This is a genomic window from Paenibacillus sp. 598K, from assembly GCF_003851045.1.
Classification (GTDB): domain Bacteria; phylum Bacillota; class Bacilli; order Paenibacillales; family Paenibacillaceae; genus Paenibacillus_D.
Genome location: NZ_BFBX01000146.1, coordinates 21,509 through 39,613, shown reverse-complemented (window position 1 = coordinate 39,613; position 18,105 = coordinate 21,509). Strand labels below are relative to the sequence as shown.

Annotated in this window: 12 protein-coding genes; 9 read left to right on the top strand and 3 right to left on the bottom strand. The window is 58.6% G+C overall.

Translation table 11 applies throughout. From position 1 onward, the window contains the following. From PA598K_RS31590 to PA598K_RS31575, 4 genes are all read left to right on the top strand, one after another. A partial coding sequence (locus tag PA598K_RS31590) for a non-ribosomal peptide synthetase (RefSeq protein WP_128660747.1) occupies positions 1–3,827 on the top strand: 3,827 nt, incomplete at its 5' end. A 78-nt stretch (positions 3,828–3,905) separates the two neighbouring features. After that, on the top strand, positions 3,906–5,681 hold the full coding sequence (locus PA598K_RS31585) for an ABC transporter ATP-binding protein (RefSeq protein ID WP_128660746.1): 1,776 nt from the start codon (positions 3,906–3,908) through the stop codon (positions 5,679–5,681). After that, entirely contained in the window at positions 5,678–7,531 is a 1,854-nt protein-coding gene (locus tag PA598K_RS31580) for an ABC transporter ATP-binding protein (RefSeq protein ID WP_128660745.1), read from the top strand. The genes PA598K_RS31585 and PA598K_RS31580 overlap by 4 nt, the downstream gene beginning before the upstream one ends. 109 nt (positions 7,532–7,640) lie before the next feature. Then, on the top strand, positions 7,641–10,235 hold the full coding sequence (locus tag PA598K_RS31575; RefSeq protein WP_185602340.1) for an outer membrane protein assembly factor BamB family protein: 2,595 nt from the start codon (positions 7,641–7,643) through the stop codon (positions 10,233–10,235). Between the two features lie 107 nt (positions 10,236–10,342). On the opposite strand, the gene PA598K_RS31570 is transcribed toward PA598K_RS31575, so the two are convergent. Then, a complete protein-coding gene (locus PA598K_RS31570; RefSeq protein WP_128660743.1) occupies positions 10,343–10,489 on the bottom strand; it encodes a lmo0937 family membrane protein in 147 nt (48 codons plus the stop codon). Between the two features lie 184 nt (positions 10,490–10,673). After that, on the bottom strand, positions 10,674–11,294 hold the full coding sequence (gene lexA / locus PA598K_RS31565) for a transcriptional repressor LexA (protein WP_128660742.1): 621 nt from the start codon (positions 11,292–11,294) through the stop codon (positions 10,674–10,676). Positions 11,295–11,472: 178 nt separating this feature from the next. On the opposite strand from lexA, the gene PA598K_RS31560 reads away from it, so the two are divergent. From PA598K_RS31560 to PA598K_RS31545, 4 genes are all read left to right on the top strand, one after another. After that, positions 11,473–11,841, top strand: coding sequence for a LysM peptidoglycan-binding domain-containing protein (locus tag PA598K_RS31560; protein WP_185602339.1), 369 nt, complete (start codon positions 11,473–11,475; stop codon positions 11,839–11,841). Positions 11,842–12,040: 199 nt separating this feature from the next. Next, positions 12,041–12,259 carry a DUF896 domain-containing protein gene (locus PA598K_RS31555; RefSeq protein WP_128660740.1) on the top strand — a complete coding sequence of 73 codons (219 nt, stop codon included), beginning with the start codon at positions 12,041–12,043 and terminating at the stop codon, positions 12,257–12,259. 77 nt (positions 12,260–12,336) lie between these two features. Continuing rightward, positions 12,337–12,864, top strand: coding sequence for a hypothetical protein (locus PA598K_RS31550; RefSeq protein ID WP_128660739.1), 528 nt, complete (start codon positions 12,337–12,339; stop codon positions 12,862–12,864). Positions 12,865–12,888: 24 nt separating this feature from the next. Further along, a complete protein-coding gene (locus PA598K_RS31545) occupies positions 12,889–13,695 on the top strand; it encodes an HAD family hydrolase (RefSeq protein ID WP_128660738.1) in 807 nt (268 codons plus the stop codon). Positions 13,696–13,882: 187 nt separating this feature from the next. Here the strand turns inward: PA598K_RS31545 and PA598K_RS31540 are convergent, their stop codons facing one another. Beyond that, positions 13,883–14,425, bottom strand: a complete 543-nt coding sequence (locus PA598K_RS31540; protein ID WP_128660737.1) for a 1,2-dihydroxy-3-keto-5-methylthiopentene dioxygenase — start codon at positions 14,423–14,425, stop codon at positions 13,883–13,885. A 151-nt stretch (positions 14,426–14,576) separates the two neighbouring features. Here PA598K_RS31540 and metH point away from each other — a divergent pair, with 151 nt between their 5' ends. Further along, positions 14,577–18,017: a methionine synthase gene (gene metH, locus PA598K_RS31535; RefSeq protein WP_128660736.1), complete on the top strand. Its 3,441-nt coding sequence runs from the start codon at positions 14,577–14,579 to the stop codon at positions 18,015–18,017. Positions 18,018–18,105: the final 88 nt, after the last annotated feature.

Below are 18,105 nucleotides of genomic sequence, written 5' to 3'. Positions count from 1 at the left end.
CGGGACGGCGGATGTACCGGACCGGCGACCTGGCGCGCCGCGCGGCGGACGGCACGCTGCTCTACCTCGGACGGCAGGATGAGCAGGTCAAGGTGCGGGGCTACCGGATCGAGACAGGCGAGATCGAGGCATGTCTGCTGGAGCAAGGACAGGTCCGCGAGGCGGCAGTCATAGCTCGGCAGGAAGGGGAAGCCGGCGCAAGTCTGCGGGCCTATGTGACGGCGGACCGCCCGGTCGAGACGGAGGCGCTGCTTAGCTACCTTGCAGAGCGGCTGCCGGAATATATGCTGCCTTCGGCAATCGTGCAGCTGGAGGCGCTGCCAGTGACGCCGAACGGCAAGACGGATCGGCGGCAGCTGATGGAGCAGACGGAGGCGCCCATGCAGGGAGGCTTCACAGCGCCGCAGGGCGAGACCGAGAGCCGGCTGGCGCAGCTCTGGCAGCAAGTGCTCGGGGTGGAGCGGATCGGCCGGGGAGATCGATTCTTCGAGCATGGCGGCCATTCGTTAAAGGCGATCCTGATGCTGTCCAAGGTGCAGAAGGAATTTGGCGTGACCGTGCCGCTGCAGACGCTGTTCGACGCGCCGACGATCGAAGGGCTGGCGGCGTATCTGATCGCAGGCGGGGCAACGGAGTCGGACGCCTCATCAGGCAGAGGAGATAAGCAGGAGGAGGCTGACCCCGCCGGCGATCAAGCTTTTCAACGAATTCAACCGGTCGAGCCTAGCGCGCATTACCCGGCCTCCTTTGCCCAGAAGCGGCTCTATGTGCTCAATCATCTGGCAGATATTACGTACAATGTGCCGAATATCACGCTCGTGCGAGGGCCGCTCGATGTCGATCGGCTGGCCAAGGCGGTGAATGCGATGATCGACAGACATGAGACGCTGCGCACTTCGTTCGGCTGGGTCGACGGGGAGCTCGTACAGCGGGTGCATACGGGACTCGCGATCGACATCGCATACGCATTGGCCGACGAGGACGAGATCGAGGGGCGGATCGAGGCGTTTGTCCGACCGTTTGATCTGAAGACTGCGCCGCTGTTGCGATTTGAGGTGCTGAAGCTGGACGAGGACAAACATCTGTTGCTCACCGACATGCATCATATCATTACGGACGGCGTATCGATGGAGATCTTCCACGATGAGCTGGCGACGCTTTACTCGGGCAAGCCATTGCCGCCGATGAGGGTGCAGTACAAGGACTATGCCGTCTGGCAGATCTCCTCCACTGGCGAGCAGCGCAAAAAAGCGGCGGAAAATTATTGGCTCAGCGTGTACGCAGACGCCAGTCCGGTGCTTGATCTGCCGACCGATTACCCTCGTCCCGTCATTCAGAGCTTCAAGGGCGGTCGGGTCGACTTCAAGGTGCCTGCCAAAACGACAGAGGCGATCTTCAAGCTGAGTCAGGACAGCGGCGCGACGATCTATATGATCCTGCTGGCGGCTTACAATGTCTTGCTCTCGAAGTACAGCGGACAGGACGACATCGTCGTCGGCACGACGATAGCGGGGCGCAACCATGCGGACACCGATCATATGATCGGAGCGTTTATCAATACGCTGGCGCTGAGGAATACGCCGCAGGCGGAGCTGTCGTTTGCGGAGCTGCTGCAGCAGGTGCGGCGCAATACGCTGGCTGCTTACGAGCATCAGGACTTCGCCTTCGAAGAGCTGGTCGACCGACTGAAGACGCGGCGCGACGTCAGCCGCAATCCGCTGTTCGATACGATGTTCGTGCTGCATAATCACGGCAAAGGCGAATTGGTAAAACCGCTCGGACCCGGCGTCAAGCTGTTCCCGTATGGCGGCTTCCAGCACCGGGTAGCCAAGTTCGACCTGACGCTAGTTGTGACCTTGACCGAGGATCAGCAGTTGTTCTGGAGTCTGGAGTACTGCGTCGACTTGTTCAAGCATGAGACGATCCAGCGGATGGCGGATCATTACATGCAATTGCTCAAGAGCGTCTCGGAGCAGCCGGACCAGCGCCTCTCTGACCTAGATATGCTGTCGGAAGCGGAGCGGCATGAGATTATGCATTCATTCAACGATACGGATACACCGTTGCCAGAGGGGACGGTCGTGAGCTACATCGATGACCAGGGCTGGATGTCGGCAAGCAATCGCGCTGTCGTAGCTAGCGATGGCGAGCTGACCTATGAGGAGCTGCTGGCAAGAGCCGAGCGGCTAGCCGGCTGGCTGCGCAAGAGAGGGACGCGCAAGGGGGATATCGTCGCGCTGATGGTCGAACGGTCGACGGATATGCTCGTCGGGCTGCTGGGCATCTGGAAGGCGGGCGGCGTCTATCTGCCGATCGATCCAAGCTATCCGAAGAAACGCATCGAATACATGCTGCAGGATAGCCAGTGCCGTCGCGTCCTGACGCATGCAAGCTTGAGGATGGGGCTCGATGCCGAGGCGGATATCATGCTGCTGGAGCAATTGGACGATGGCGCAGAGCATGCGGGCTCGCCGGATGAGCCTGTGCAGCTCGCCCCGGAGGATGCGTGCTACCTGCTCTATACCTCCGGGACGAGCGGCCTGCCGAAGGGCGTGCTTATCCAGCACGGCTCGCTCCTGAACCGGCTGCAATGGATGCAGCGACGTTACCCGATCGGCAAGGACGATGTGCTGCTGCAAAAAACGCCGTTTACCTTCGACGTTTCGCTCTGGGAGCTGCTATGGGGCGCTATGCAAGGCGCCAAGGTTGTCTTCCTGGAGCCGGGGCGCGAGCGCGAGCCGAAGGCGATCATCGAGGCAATCGAGCAACACCAGGTGACGGTCATTCATTATGTTCCGTCGATGCTCGGCGCATTCCTCAAATACGTCGAGGTGCATCAAGCGGCGGCTCGCCTGGCGTCGCTGCGCTACGTATTCGCTAGCGGCGAGCCGTTAAAGCCAAACCAGGTTGAGAGCTTCTATGCGATGTTCGCGATAGAAGCGGCGAGACTGGTCAATCTATACGGCCCGACCGAAGCGACGATCGATGTCACTTCCTATGATTGTCCGGAGCAGGTGTTGGGCAGCTCGGTTCCGATCGGCAAGCCGATCGACAATACGAAGCTGTATGTGTTGCGCGAAGGCAAGCTGCAGCCGGTCGGCGTGAAGGGCGAATTGTACATTGGCGGCGCAGGCGTGGCATTGGGGTATACCGGAGGCAAGGAGCTGGACGAGGAGCGGTTTATGGCCAATCCATACAACCCGCAGGAGCGCTTGTACCGGACAGGGGACTTGGCGCGCTGGCTGTCCGATGGCAATCTCGAGTATCTTGGTCGCGTCGACGACCAGATCAAGGTGAGGGGCTATCGGATCGAGCCTTCCGAGATCGAGGCCTGCTTGTGCAATATTCATTTTATTAGGGAAGCGGTCGTGCTGGCGAAGGATGAGCGGCTAATCGCGTTTGTCGTCGCGGATACGGACTCGGATGCGGCGACGGTCCGCATGCTCCTCGCCTTCTATCTGCCGGACTTCATGATACCGGATCAGATCGTATTCGTGGATACGCTGCCGCTCACAGCCAACGGGAAGACCGACAAGAGCAAGCTGCTCCAGCTCAGCCTTCCGTCAGAGGATCGGGAGAGCTATGCGGCGCCGGAGAGCGAGCTGGAAAAGACGCTTGTCCTCATCTGGCAGCGGGTGCTCGGCGTCTCGCCGATCGGCATAACGGACAACTTTTTCGAGCTGGGGGGCACCTCTATTCAAGCGGTGCTGCTGGAGGTCGAGATGGAGCAGCATAATCTGGCTCCGGAGGATCTGATCGCGTTCCGGTTCAATACGATCCGCGAGATGGCTCAGTATCTGAGTCACCGGGATATCGTCAATTCATGAGTTTGCGGCGGGAGACGGCATGCTGGAATACAGCCTTCTTCCGCCGCTATCCATGCAGGATAAGGAGGGCATAGCAGCTTGAAGACAACAAAACGCAAGGCTGGCGTATACGATACGCTGGCCAGACTTCTACGCATCTCAAGATCCTATTGGCCCTGGTATCTCGGAATTGTATTGCTCGCTGTAGCGCTGTCACTCGCCACGCCCGCCTATGCCGAGCTGATGCGCCGGATCGTCAATGCGATCGTGGAACAGCAGATGTCGGCGATGAAGGTCGCTTGCTTGTTCTTGGCGGCGCTAGCGCTGCTCGAGGCGGGCGGCAACTTCCTGAGCGGCTACTTCAATACGGTGCTGCAAAATCGCTCGACGCTGAATTATCAAAAGCGACTGCTGGACAAGACGGTCCGATTGCGCCAGAAGGACCTGCACAAATACCATACCGGCGACCTGATCTCCCGTATTCACGATGCGGCGCCCGAGGCGCAGTCCGCCATCAACGCCAAGACGATGGACCTGTTCCGCAACAGCCTGCAGCTTGCCTTCTTGTTGGCCTATCTGTCCGTAGTGCATGTCGGCTTGACGCTGGGCAGCTTGCTCATTACGCTCGTCATCCCGTTATTCGCCAATCCGCTGGCGCGCAAGATGCGGGAGACATATACGATGCGTCAGGAGGCGAGAGCGACCCAGGATGCCTTTTTGATGGATAGCATCCAGGGGATCGAGGTCGTCAAGAGCTATTCCATTCAAAGCAAGATGACCGCCAGGTTTCGGGACAAATGGGACCGCTATTTAACGCATCATCTGAAGGCGCTGGCGCTGGAGGCGGTATTTTATCGCGTTAATATTCTCGTTTATATTTTAGGTTTAATGTACATTTTGGGCTATGGCGGTTATCTGATTATTGAGGGTAAGCTGGATGTCGGCGCGATGGCGGCGTTTCTGGTCGTATTCGAGCGGCTGTCCGGACCGATCTCCAATCTATCCTCGCTATGGCCTCAGCTGCAAGGCGCGATCTCCAGCGCGGGGCGGACGTTTGAAGTGATGGACTTGCCGGATGAGGGCGTTCGGATGGGCGGCGGGGCTGTCGACGCTAGCGGGGTGACCGAGGGCGATATGCGGTTCGACGAGGTGTCGTTCCGCTATGCGGATGATGCGGAGCCTGCGCTCGAGCATGTCAGCTTTGTGATTGCCCAGGGGAAGATGACGGCTCTCGTAGGAGAGAGCGGCTCGGGCAAATCGACCGTGGCCAGCCTGATCCTCGGCGTGCATAAGCCCGATCAGGGGAGAATTACGGTAGGAGCCCAGGATCTCGCCGGGGTCGACCTGAGACAGTGGCGACAGTCGCTGTCTTATGTCTCGCAGGAGCCGTATCTGTTCTCCGGGTCGATCGCGGACAATATCCGGCACGGCAAGCCGAACGCCAGCCGGGAGGATATCGAGCGCGCGGCGCAGGCTGCGAACATCCATCGCTGGATCGGACGCTTGCCGGAAGGCTACGACACGGTGATAGGCGAACGGGGGACGACGTTGTCGGGAGGCGAGCGCCAGCGTATCTCCATCGCCAGAGCGATCATCAAAAATCCATCCCTCCTCGTCCTTGACGAGCCCACCTCGGCGCTCGACAGCGAGAATGAGCGCTTCATCCAGGAGTCGATCCAACAAGCCTCCGAGGGAAAGACGGTCGTCATCATCGCGCATCGTCTATCGACGATCCAGGGCGCCGACCACATCGTGTGCCTGCATCAAGGGAAGGTCGTCGGCGTAGGCACGCATGATGAATTGATGGCGAGCAGCAGCTATTACCGGATGCTGTACGAGCGCGGGACGCGCGAGCGGAAGGAGGGAGCCGTGTGAGTGCGGAGCAATCGACATCGCGGGCGTGGCCTTTGTTTGCCGCTATTATGAAGTATGCCAAACCGTATAAGCTCGCCTTCATCTTCTCCGTGCTGCTGCTGGCTGCGGATATTGTGTATGATGTCGGCTATGCGCTGGTACAGCAATTATTCGTTGATGCGGCGGAGCGGCGGCAGATGGATACGCTGTTCACCCTGACCGGAGTTAGCCTGGCGGCGGGCATCGGCATCATTCTGTTTTTTACGCTTCAGTTTTATTTGCGCAACAAGGTGCAATCGTTGATGCAGCGAGACTTGTCGACGGATGTGTTCCAGCAGATCGCCGCGCTGCCGATGCCGTCACTCTTGAAGTTTCATTCCGGCGACCTCGTCTCGCGTACGACCCGCGATGTGCAGCAGGCCAATGGCATGGTGGCCAACATTGTATACGAGCTGACCTACAATATTGTCTTGTTCGTAGTTGCCTTTGCCTACCTTGCGACTATCAACTGGCAGCTGGCGCTGCTCGTTGTGCTGTCGGCTCCGCTTGTGTTTGCGATCGGCCGATTGTTCGACCGCAAGCTCCGCGCCTACGGGGGGCAGTTGCAGAAGAAGGATGCCGAGGTTCGCGGGTTTTTGCAAGAAACGATGCAAGGGCTCTCGATTGTCCGCATCTTCCAGATGGAGCCTGCCGTAGCTGCCGAATACGGGGAGAAGCGGACCGCGCAAAATCGTCTGCAGGTGAAAAATATGCTGCATCGAACCTCGATGAACCAGTCCGTATATCTCGCTAATCAGCTCGTTATGATCGTCTGCGTCTATTTTACGGCGTACACGGCGATCGAGGGTACGCTGACCGCCGGGCAGGTGCTCGCTTTCCTCGTGTTAATCAGCCGGGTGCAAAACCCGCTGCTAAGCGTCATTAATACATGGGGCAACTTCCAGCAGGGACTGGGAGCTGGAGAGCGCATCTTCGCGCTGTTCAAGTCGGTGGGCGGAGCGAAGCGTCCTCGGATCGGACACGCGGAGCAGGCGGCTGCAAGTGAGCAGGCTCTGCATGTGGAGTCGGCGATTGACGATGAGGAAGGATCAGAGAATGAGGCGGCTGTCGATGCCGAGCCAATCGTTGCCGTGCGGGAGGCTACGGTCGCGCTGGAGTCGGGAGAGGGCGAACAGACGACGCTGCTGGCCGGTGTGACGATGACGGTGCGGAGCGGGGAGTTTGTGGCGATTGTCGGACCGAGCGGCGCTGGCAAGTCGACGCTGGCCCGGCTATGCTGCGGCTTGATCCCGCCGACGACGGGCGAAGTGAAGGTGCTGGGCTCGCGCCTGGAGGAGCAACCGGCAGCGGCAGAGACGCTGCGCAGCATCAGCTATGTCCCGCAGACGCCTTATCTGTTCACCGGGACGGTGAGGGACAATATCGGCCTCGGTGTAGAGGACGCGACCGACGAGGAGATCAAGTGGGCTGCCCGGGCAGCCTGCGCCGATTCCTTTATCGAGAAGCTGGATGGCGGCTACGATTCCGTCGTCGGCGAGCGGGGGGATACGTTGTCCGGCGGGCAGCGGCAGCGGATTACGCTCGCCAGAGCGCTTATCAGACGACCCAAGCTGTTGATCCTAGACGAAGCGACCTCGGCGCTCGATACGGTGACGGAGACGGAGGTCATGCAATCGGTCATTGACGCTCTGCCTGGCATTACAATCTTGGCGGTCTCGCATCGCGAGTCCGCGATCCGGCAGGCAGACCGCATCGTGGCTATGGAGGGCGGTAAGGTCGTCGAGGAAGGTTCGCGAGCTGAGCTGCTTCGGCTTGGCGGGGTGTATGCCCTGTTGTTTGCCGATCCTCAGGGCCTCGCGTCCGAGAGCTAGAGCGCGTATTTTTCATCGATAGTAACGATCATCCGGCGGGAGGGAGCAACCTTCCCGCCTTTTCTCTCGTTATATCTGTAGCCTGGAATGTTCAGGAAATGCGGGGAGGGTGATTGGAGAGATGGTCTTCAAGACGTGGAGGTTAGGTCTATTAACCTTGCTGACCGCAACGATGCTGCTCAGCGGTTGCGAGGGGGCGGCGGTAGAGCCAACAAACGAAGTCGTCTCGGCGACGGCAATAGAGGCGGAGCGCGTCGCAACGACCAACTCTGTCGCGAGCATCACGACTGCTACGATTGCCGAGTTGTTGGACAAGTCGACGACAAAAGAAGATGTGCGGGCGGCCTTTGGCCAGCCCTCCTATATTGGTAAAAGCGTCTACTGGGTAGGCGATGATCTGGTGCACACCGAGATATGGCGGTACGATCAAGCGCCGCAGGGCTACAGCTATGAATGGGGGGACAATCAGGGGGCGATCGATCTGGACGGGCTGATTTCCAGAAAGTTGAATGCCCAACTGCTGTTGTATTGGAGCGAGGAGGGCAAGCTGCTCGATGCAATTTATTATTACCGCGATTCCAACGGTAAGTTGCAGACCTTGCTGCCAGCGCTGCGCCTGTCGCAATCGTCCAGCTCGACCGATAACCGGATCGCTCGCGAGGAAGGCTTGCGGATCGGCAGCAGCGTCCGGGTTCAGAACGGGTTCGATACGACCCGACTGCCGGAAGGCGCGGACAATGCGGTGGCGTTCCGGGCTGTGCCTGGGCGGACATATCGTCTGGCGGCGTTGACGGAGCATTTTGCTCAGCTCATAGAGGTCAGGGAAGGCGAGGGCTGGTACGATGGATGGGTACCGGTCTGGACGCTGACGGATGAAGCGGCGCCGATCAAGGAGCAAGCGGCGGAGCGCTGGCGCGCTGACAAGGCAGGGGCATCGATCTACTGGCAGCCGACGGACGATGCCGAGGCGCGATCGCTCGAGCCGGGAGAGCGTCTGCTGGTCGTCGGCGCGAGCGGGGACTGGCGCGCCGTTATCGTCGAAGAGGCGGCGCAGGCGGCGTTGCCGCGCATCGTCTGGGTGAAGGACGAGGGCGACGCGTTGGTGTCGGAGAGCAAGCTGCAAGGACTATTCGACTCGGCTGAGGCAGCATATCCGCTGGTCCGGGCGGTGGTCTATCATTATGTAAGGGAAGGCGTCGCCAAAGCGAAGCTCGCGCACTTGCTCGGAAAGCCGCAGGCGGTCGAACGATCAGGCAATGTGAGGTCGACAGGCGAGCCGATGGAGACGCTGACGCGCTGGCGATACGAATCGGACTCCGCGGAGCTGCTCATCGACTGGTCGTCGGAAGACAAGGTCGCCAGCTTCCGTCTCTCGCCGCGCGAGGAGGGACAGCCTTATACGGCAGAGCAGCCGCTCCTGTGGCAGGCGGATAGCGATCTCGCCTATAACTTCTTCATCGGACGCACGGATCGAGCGCTGCTGATCTCGGGCGAGGATGGCGGCTTCAGCGGCATGCATTACGACTCCAATGTGTATGCGCTGGACCCTGAGACGGGACGCAAGCTATGGCAGCGCGATCTGGGCTATGAGAATGATCGCTATATGTTCTCGCCGGATCGTCGTGTAATGGCTGTCCATATTCCGACAGGCGCAGCTGACGAGGGACAGCGGCACGAGCGTCTCGAGGTGCTAGACACCTCGAGCGGCAAGAGCCTGTGGACGCTGGATCGGGAGCTGGCGGATGATACGATAGACGTAAGCTATCAGCTGGCAGGCGATACGATAGCGATGCTCTATACGACGGGAGAGTTCGACCATCCGTCCACGCATCGCTCCTTTATCGAGGCGTATGCGCTGCGGGATGGCGGCAAGCGATGGACACGCGAGCTCGAACAGGTCGGCAGCCTGGTGCCCACTCTGGTTGCCACCGATCAGCTCCTGATCCAGTACAGCGGCTTAACCGGTGTGTCTATCGGCCGCGAGGTCGTAGCTTACGACCCGAGCACTGGCGAGGAGAGCTGGCGTAAAGAGGGTCAGGCAGCTCAACTGTTGGGATGGGTAGAGAACTTCAACTTCGAGGCTAGAGCGCTCGATAACAAGCCGAACCGGCTGTGGATGATGGACGCAGCGGAGTGGACATGGATAGATATGAGCACGGGCCAGTCGCTGGCCAGGCTGTCGAGGGGGCCAGACAAGGGCTATGAGATCGTCGACGATCGCTATGCCGTCCAGTTGACGACTAAGGATGGCAGCGAGTTGGCGTATGGCGGCGAGGTGACCTCGGCGTGGATCGAGCTGGCATCAGGCCAGACGAAGTGGACAGCTCCGGGACGGCTCGACAGTGCGATCGTCGTCGACGACGCCGTCTATGCCCGCGTGGACGGCAAGCTGCAGCGCCTGCGATTGAGCGACGGACAGCGGCAGTGGGAGAGCAAGCTAAACTATGGCGGCAGGCTGCAATGGTTCGACGGGCATCTGCTGTCGGCCGTTCCGTCCGGCATCGTAGTGATCGATCCGCAGAGCGGCGAAGCGCTCTATCGGATGGCCGGCACGGGCAGCGGCGCCTATGACGCCATCGCCCACTGGCAGATGCGCGCGCAGCTCACGGCTTTGGATGGCAAGCTGTACATCGGCTCCGACAACGGCTTGTTCAGTGTGGCCGATCGTCTGGCCAAACTGCCTGCCGCCCCCGCTAACCGTTAGAGCTTGGCGACTTGCGTGAAGTTGCTATTCGAGCTATTGAAGCGCGGGTTAATCCACAAACAAGCCCGCTGGCGAGATGCCAGCGGGCTAGTGTTGGTGGGAGGGGGCTAGACGCCTCTTCTGCCACGCACAAGGTTGAAGATAAGCGCAATCAGTGCAAAGACGAGCAAAATATGGATCAGTCCGCCAGCGAGATCGATCGCAAACCCTACCCCCCAAAAGATGAGTAGTACAATGAAAATTAGCCATAACATAAGCCGCACTCCCCTTCGTCTGTATGTGATAATTCACATTAAACAATGTGCAACGATTCGAATCGGGGAGTATGGTATAGAAATAGAAAAAAAACAAGCAGCTCCGCCAGATGTGGGGCTGCTTGTGTTCGCAATAAAAGCGTCGGCGGAGCGGGATAACCCTTCCGCTATGTAGCGTGAATAACTACGTGATGTCGCGGAATACGCCGATGACACGGCCGAGAATCGTCACCCGCTTCAGCAACAACGGCTTCATCGTCGCATTTTCCGGCTGCAAGCGAATATGGTCTTTCTCTTTATAGAAGGTCTTGACGGTCGCTTCGTCATCCTCAGTCATCGCAACGACGATCTCGCCGTTATTGGCGGTCTGCTGCTGGCGGACGATAACATAATCGCCATGATGGATGCCCGCCTCAATCATGCTCTCGCCGACGACGTTGAGCATGAACACCTGATTATCGCCTACGAAGTGGGTAGGGAGAGGGAAATACTCCTCGATGTTCTCCGTTGCGGTGATCGGGATGCCTGCGGTTACCTTGCCGACGACCGGAACCTTGGAGACGGCGAGCGGGAAAGGAATCTCGCCCGGCTCCTGATCGAGAATCTCGATCGCCCGCGGCTTGGTCGGGTCGCGACGGATCAGTCCCTTCTTCTCCAGACGATCCAGGTGACCGTGTACGGTGGAGCTGGAGGCGAGTCCGACTGCTTCGCCGATCTCGCGGACGGATGGCGGGTAGCCCTTTTCTTTGACTTCGGTTTTTATGAACTCAAGTATCGATTGCTGGCGGTTCGAGATCTTGGACACGGAAATCACTCCATCTGTTTAGTTGTGTTAAATTATAGCATAGAACCCGAGTTCGTACAAACATAAGTTCGAAAACATTTGTTCGGAATAAAGAAGGAACAAATGTTCCTAAAATGATTGACACCAAACAAGCGTTCGTGATATTCTCATATCAGAACAAATGTTTGGAGTGGTGACGATGATGATGCAGACAACAACTTATCGGAGTATTCATATGAAGGGCAAAGAGAAGACGTCTCAGCGCGACGCTTTTTCCAGCAGACTTGTAACTGGCTACCTGCCGAAGGCTGTCGCGGGCTTACTACTCATTGTACTGCTTATGTCCGGCGTACTGCTGGTTCATTCCTACGGCAATCTTGGCGTTCAGGAACAGCAGGCGGGCGAACAACTGGTTGTGGTCTCCTCTGGCGATACCTTATGGAGCATTGCCAAGGCGCACAAGCCGGCGGGCATGGACGTCCGGGAAGCGATACATCATTTGCAGGCACGCAACGGCATCTCCACTTCATCGTTGACGACCGGACAAAGTCTGATCATTCCGTTCTGATTCATCGTCTTGCTCTCGATAAGAGCAGTTTGAATATTGTTATTCTACTCACGCTGCCGGACGGCATCGTTGATCTTTCGATCGACGATATGCCCCGGTTTTTTGGCGTACGTTCGCCTTATCTTGACAAGCGCTGCTGCCTAATGTCAAAGTATAGAGTGGAACTGAAACACGGCATCGCGTAGGAGGCAAGCAAAGGATGGATATGGATCGATTGATCGCTCGGATCAATGAGTTGTCCCGCAAGCACAAGCAAACCGGCTTGACGGAGGAAGAAACAGTCGAACGAGCGAAGTTAAGACAGCAGTACCTTGAGGTATTCAAGCGCAATTTCCGCAACCAGTTGGACGCTATCGAGGTTGTTGACGGCGACGAGGAAGGCGAGGCTGGCGAGAACAACGGAAAACTGCGTCACTGAAGGCTTGCCTTCAGTCTTACATAACCGCTTTATCGCCAAGGTCCGCCGTCTTGATCTAATTTCGAGGAGGAACAGGAATGTCCCGAGAATGGGAGAGGAAGGTTCGCAAGAACACTTCTGCAGTGAGCAAGTACAACAAAAAGCGCGGCATCCAAAGTTATGTGCCAAAGGAAACCCGAATCGACCGGTTCCGCGGGCGCAACTACATTTTGCCGATCGCGATTCTGATGTTCGTCGCGTTTTATACGTATCTGGGGACGATGCCGGGCAATCCAACTGCTGAAGCCCAGTCTACATCAAGCTTGTTTTGGATAACGATCGGCTGTTACCTTGTGCTGGCGCTGCTGTTTTTCTTCCGCCGACCTTATCTGGCGGTCGCCCACAACTATGTGCAGACCCGCAAGATGACCGGCGACAAACGGCTTGCTTCAGAGGGGATCAAGAAGATTCAGATCTTCAAGAGCCACATCATCATCGAGCAGACGCGTGGCGCCAACTGGATGTTCTCGCGCATGCTCAATCGTTTTCCGATCGAGGAGATGGCAGTACGGCTGCGCGAGTTTGCCAAGGATCATCAGATCGAACTGCAAGAAAACGAAGGATAGAGATAAAGGGGATAGGGACGAGCAATGAACAAGACAGCGGTATTATTTGATCTGGATGACACGCTGCTATGGGATGATCGCAGCGTCAAGGAGGCGTTCGAAGCGACCTGTCAGGCGGCAGCCGAGCGGACGGGCGTGAATGCGGAGGAGCTGGAGGCGGCTGTGCGCCGGGAAGCGCGCGCGCTCTATGAATCGTATGAGACCTATGCCTTCACCTCGATGATCGGCATCAACCCATTCGAAGGGCTGTGGGCCGACTTTCGCGAGGGAGAGCAGACGGAGTTCCGTCAGCTGGAGCAGCTGGCGCCGGGCTACCGCAAGGCGGCATGGACAGCCGGTCTGCTGGCGCTTGGCATCGACGATGCCGAGCTGGGGTCGGAGCTGGCAGAGCGCTTCCCGGCGGAGCGTCGCAAGCGTCCCTACATCTATGATGAGACGTTCGAGGTGCTCGATGCGCTGCAAGGACGCTACAAGCTGCTGCTGCTGACGAACGGCTCGCCGGATCTGCAGCGGGAGAAGCTGGCAGGCGTACCGCGCATCGCGCCGTACTTCGACCATATCATCATCTCCGGCGAGTTCGGCAAGGGCAAGCCGGCGGGCGAGATCTTCCTGCATGCGCTGGAGCGGCTAGGCATCGAGCCAGAGGCTGGTATCATGGTCGGCGACAAGCTGACGACGGACATCAAGGGCGCCAACGGCATCGGCATGACGAGCGTCTGGGTCAACCGTCACGGCATGCAGCGCAGCGACGAGATCGTGCCGGATTATGAAGTGTCCAATCTGAAGGAACTGCTGGAGCTGCTGCAACCGGCCACAGCCGGCGGAATTTGAGCTCAGCGATTTGAAGCCATTGTCGCAACAGTGCGTTAATTAGCCAGAGCGTTAATGAGGGCGGCGCGTCGGATTCTCTTAGGAGACGGGCGCGCCGCTTTTGGCTTGAGACCAGGCGGATTAGCAAAGCAGCCCCGACGCGGATCGCATCGGGGCTGCAGCTATGGTAAGGCGAAGCAAGGTAGAATCAGGCCTTCTGGAATGCCGGATCGTCGAACGGATGCGCGATCCAGCCCTCGGTCTCAATGAACAGGCGAACGGCGACGATCTGACGGTTGTCCATCAAGGTGAAGAAATGCGGCTTATGCTCTGGCACGGAAATGACATCGCCCGCTTCCAGCTCAACATCGAAGTAGCCGACATCGTCGGAGCCTTTGATAATGAAGATGCCGCGGCCGGCTGTGATGGCCCGCACTTCATCCTCGGTATGCGTGTGCACCTGCTCGAATTTTTTGAGCACCTCGTCCAGATTCGGCGTCGCCTCGGAGAGCGCGACGATATCCCATGTGCGATAGCCGCGGCGAGCAGCCAGATCCTTGATCTCGCCATCGAATGCAGCGAGGATTTGGCTTTTCTCTTCATCAGACAAAATAAATTTATCCTTCAGCTCGGCCGGCAGCTTGCTGGCATCCCAATGCTCATACAAAACTTCCTGGTTGGTCAGAAACTCGCGGACCTGCTCTTCGCCTTTGATGCGCTGTTGCGTGTTGCGGATAACAATCTCAGCCATCCTAATCCCTCTTTTCCCATCGAATATATTACCGAATGTCCTTATTATAGACCAAATCGGGCATGCTGTCGACCAGATGTGCCTTTTCATGCGATGGCGATTCTGGTAGACTAAAGCTTAATTGATTTTGGCGAATGGAGCTAAACGACTGATGAATAAACCACCCTTACAGCAATTAATGAATGAACGCATCCTCATCCTCGACGGCGCGATGGGCACGATGATCCAGCAAGCCGATCTGCAGGCCGAGGATTTCGGCGGAGAGGAGCTGGACGGCTGCAACGAGATGCTCGTGCTCACCCGTCCCGATCTGATCCAGGATATACATGAAGCGTACCTAGAGGCAGGAGCAGACATACTGGAGACCAACACGTTCGGCGCGACGAGCGTCGTCCTGCTCGAGTACGATATCCCCGAGAAGGCGCGCGAGATTAATCTGGCGGCTGCGGCGTTGGCGAAGGCGGCTGCGGACAAATATTCGACGCCGGAGCGGCCGCGTTATGTCGCCGGTGCGCTCGGCCCGACGACGAAGACGCTGTCGGTGACGGGCGGCGTCACGTTCGATCAGCTCGTCGAAAGCTACTACGAGCAGACGCTGGCGCTTATCGAAGGCGGCGTCGATGCGATCCTGCTGGAGACGTCGCAGGATACGCTTAATGTCAAGGCTGGCAGCATCGGCGTCCGCAAGGCGTTCGAGACAGCGGGCAAGGAGCTGCCGATCATGATCTCGGGCACGATCGAGCCGATGGGTACGACGCTTGCCGGGCAGAACATCGAGGCCTTTTACATCTCGCTGGAGCATCTGCGGCCGGTCTCAATCGGTCTGAACTGCGCGACCGGCCCGGAGTTTATGCGCGACCATATCCGCACGCTCTCCGGTATCGCCCGGACCGCTGTGAGCTGCTATCCCAATGCCGGTCTGCCGGACGAGAACGGTCAGTATCACGAGTCGCCTGACTCGCTGGCGCGCAAGCTGGCGGGCTTCGCCGAGCAGGGCTGGCTCAACATCGCCGGCGGCTGCTGCGGCACGACGCCGGCCCACATCCGGGCGATGAAGGAGACGCTGTCGGCGTATCAGCCGCGTCCCGTAGCTGGCGATCATCCGCCAGCGGTGTCGGGGATCGAGACGGTGTTCATCGAGCCGGACAACCGGCCGATCATGGTCGGCGAGCGGACCAATATCTCGGGCTCCCGCAAATTCAAGCGGCTCATCAAGGAAGGCAAGTTCGAGGAAGCGTCCGAGGTGGCGCGCGCCCAGGTGAAGAACGGCGCCCATGTCATCGACATCAACCTGCAAGACACGGATGTAGACGAGGCCTATGCGATGGAGACGTTCCTGCAGGAGGTTGTCAAGAAGGTCAAGGTGCCGCTCGTCATCGATTCGACCTATGACCATATCGTCGAGCTGGGGCTCAAGTATTCGCAGGGCAAGGCGATCATTAACTCGATTAACCTCGAGGACGGCGAGTCCAAGTTCGAGGCGATCGTGCCGCTCATCCACAAGTACGGCGCGTCGGTCGTCTGCATCCTGATCGACGAGCGCGGCCAGGCGGTCTCGCGCGAGGCGAAGATGGAGGTCGCTGAGCGGGCGTACAATCTGCTCGTTCACAAATACGGGATGGCCGAAGAGGATATCATCTTCGACCCGAACATGTTCCCGGTCGGCTCCGGCGATCCGCAGTATATCGGCTCTGCCGTCGAGACGATCGAGGGCATCCGGATGATCAAGGAGAAGTACCCGAAGGTAATGACGATCCTTGGTCTCAGCAACATTTCCTTTGGTCTGCCGGATGCAGGCCGCGAGGTGCTGAACTCGGTCTACCTGTACCACTGTACGAAGGCCGGGCTGGATTACGCGATCGTCAATACGGAGAAGCTGGAGCGCTATGCCTCGATCTCGGAGGCGGAACGGCAGCTCGCCGAGGATCTGATCTTCAACACGAATGACGACACGCTGGCGGCGTTCGTCGCCTTCTTCCGCGAGAAGAAGGTCGACAAGAAGGAGAAGATATCGACGCTGACGCTCGAGGAGCGTCTCGGCTCTTATGTCGTCGAGGGGACGAAGGAAGGGCTCTTGCCCGACCTGGCGCTGGCGCTTGAGAAGTACTCGCCGCTCGACATCATCAACGGCCCGCTCATGAAAGGGATGGAAGAGGTCGGTCGACTGTTCAATAACAACGAGCTGATCGTCGCGGAGGTGCTGCAAAGCGCTGAAGTAATGAAGGCATCGGTCGCCTTCCTGGAGCAGTATATGGAGAAAAACGAGTCCTCTGTCAAAGGCAAGATCATCCTGGCGACGGTGAAGGGCGATGTCCACGACATCGGCAAAAATCTGGTCGAGATCATCCTCTCGAACAACGGCTACAAGATTATCAACCTCGGCATCAAGGTGCCGCCAGAGCAGCTGATCGAGGCGTACCGCAAGGAGCCGGCCGATGCGATCGGACTGTCCGGGTTACTCGTCAAGTCGGCGCAGCAGATGGTCATTACTGCCCAAGATATGCGGAGTGCCGGCATCAGCGCGCCGATCCTCGTCGGAGGAGCGGCGCTTACCCGCAAGTTCACCAAAAATCGGATCGGACCGGAATATGACGGTCTAGTGCTGTATGCCAAGGATGCGATGGATGGCCTCGATATCGCCAACAAGCTGATGAATCGCGAGCATCGCCAGCAGATGGAGGAGGAACTCGCGGCGTTTAAGGCATCAGGCGGCGTCGAGGTCGAGGAGAAAAAGGAGCTGCCGAAGCTGACGCGCGCGGTCCGCTCCAAAATCTCGCAGGATGCGCCGGTGTTCGTGCCGCCGGATCTGGATCGCCATGTGTTGCGCGAGATTCCGATTAATCAGATCATCCCTTATGTGAACATGCAGATGCTGCTCGGACATCATCTGGGTGTGAGGGGGAATGTCGACCAACTGATCGCCAAGGGCGAGCAGAAGGTAATCCAGCTCAAGGAGACGGTCGACGAACTGCTCAAGGAAGCGGCGACGGAAGGCACACTGCATGCAAACGCGATGTATCGCTTCTTTCCAGCGCAGGGCTCGGGTAATGACATCGTCATCTATGATCCAGCGGACCATACGAAGGAGATCAAACGGTTCTCCTTCCCTCGTCAGCAGGTCGAGCCGAATCTCTGTCTGGCCGACTTCCTGAAGTCAGTGGAGAGCGGCGTCATGGACTATGTCGGCTTCCTCGTCGTCACGGCGGGACAGGGCGTGCGCGAGCGGGCGACGGTGCTCAAGGACAACGGCGATTACTTGCGCTCGCATGCGCTGCAGGCGGTGGCGCTGGAGGTGGCCGAGGGCCTGGCCGAGCGCGTCCATCATATGATGCGCGATGTATGGGGCTACCCGGACCCGCCAGAGATGACGATGAAGCAGCGCCTTGGCGCTCGCTATCAAGGCATCCGTGTCTCCTTTGGCTATCCGGCTTGCCCGGATCTCGAGGATCAGCAGCCGCTGTTCGAGCTGCTGCAGCCGGAGGATATCGGGGTAGAACTGACCGAAGGCTTTATGATGGAGCCGGAGGCATCGGTCTCGGCGATGGTATTCGCCCATCCGGAGGCGCAATATTTCAACGTGGAGAAAGTGTAGCCGCATCGCTCGCATGAGGTCTTCGCGTCCGCCCGTTCGTCAGGCGCTTGCGTCGGCGCGCCGGGCGAGCGCGGCCGCAGACCCCGCA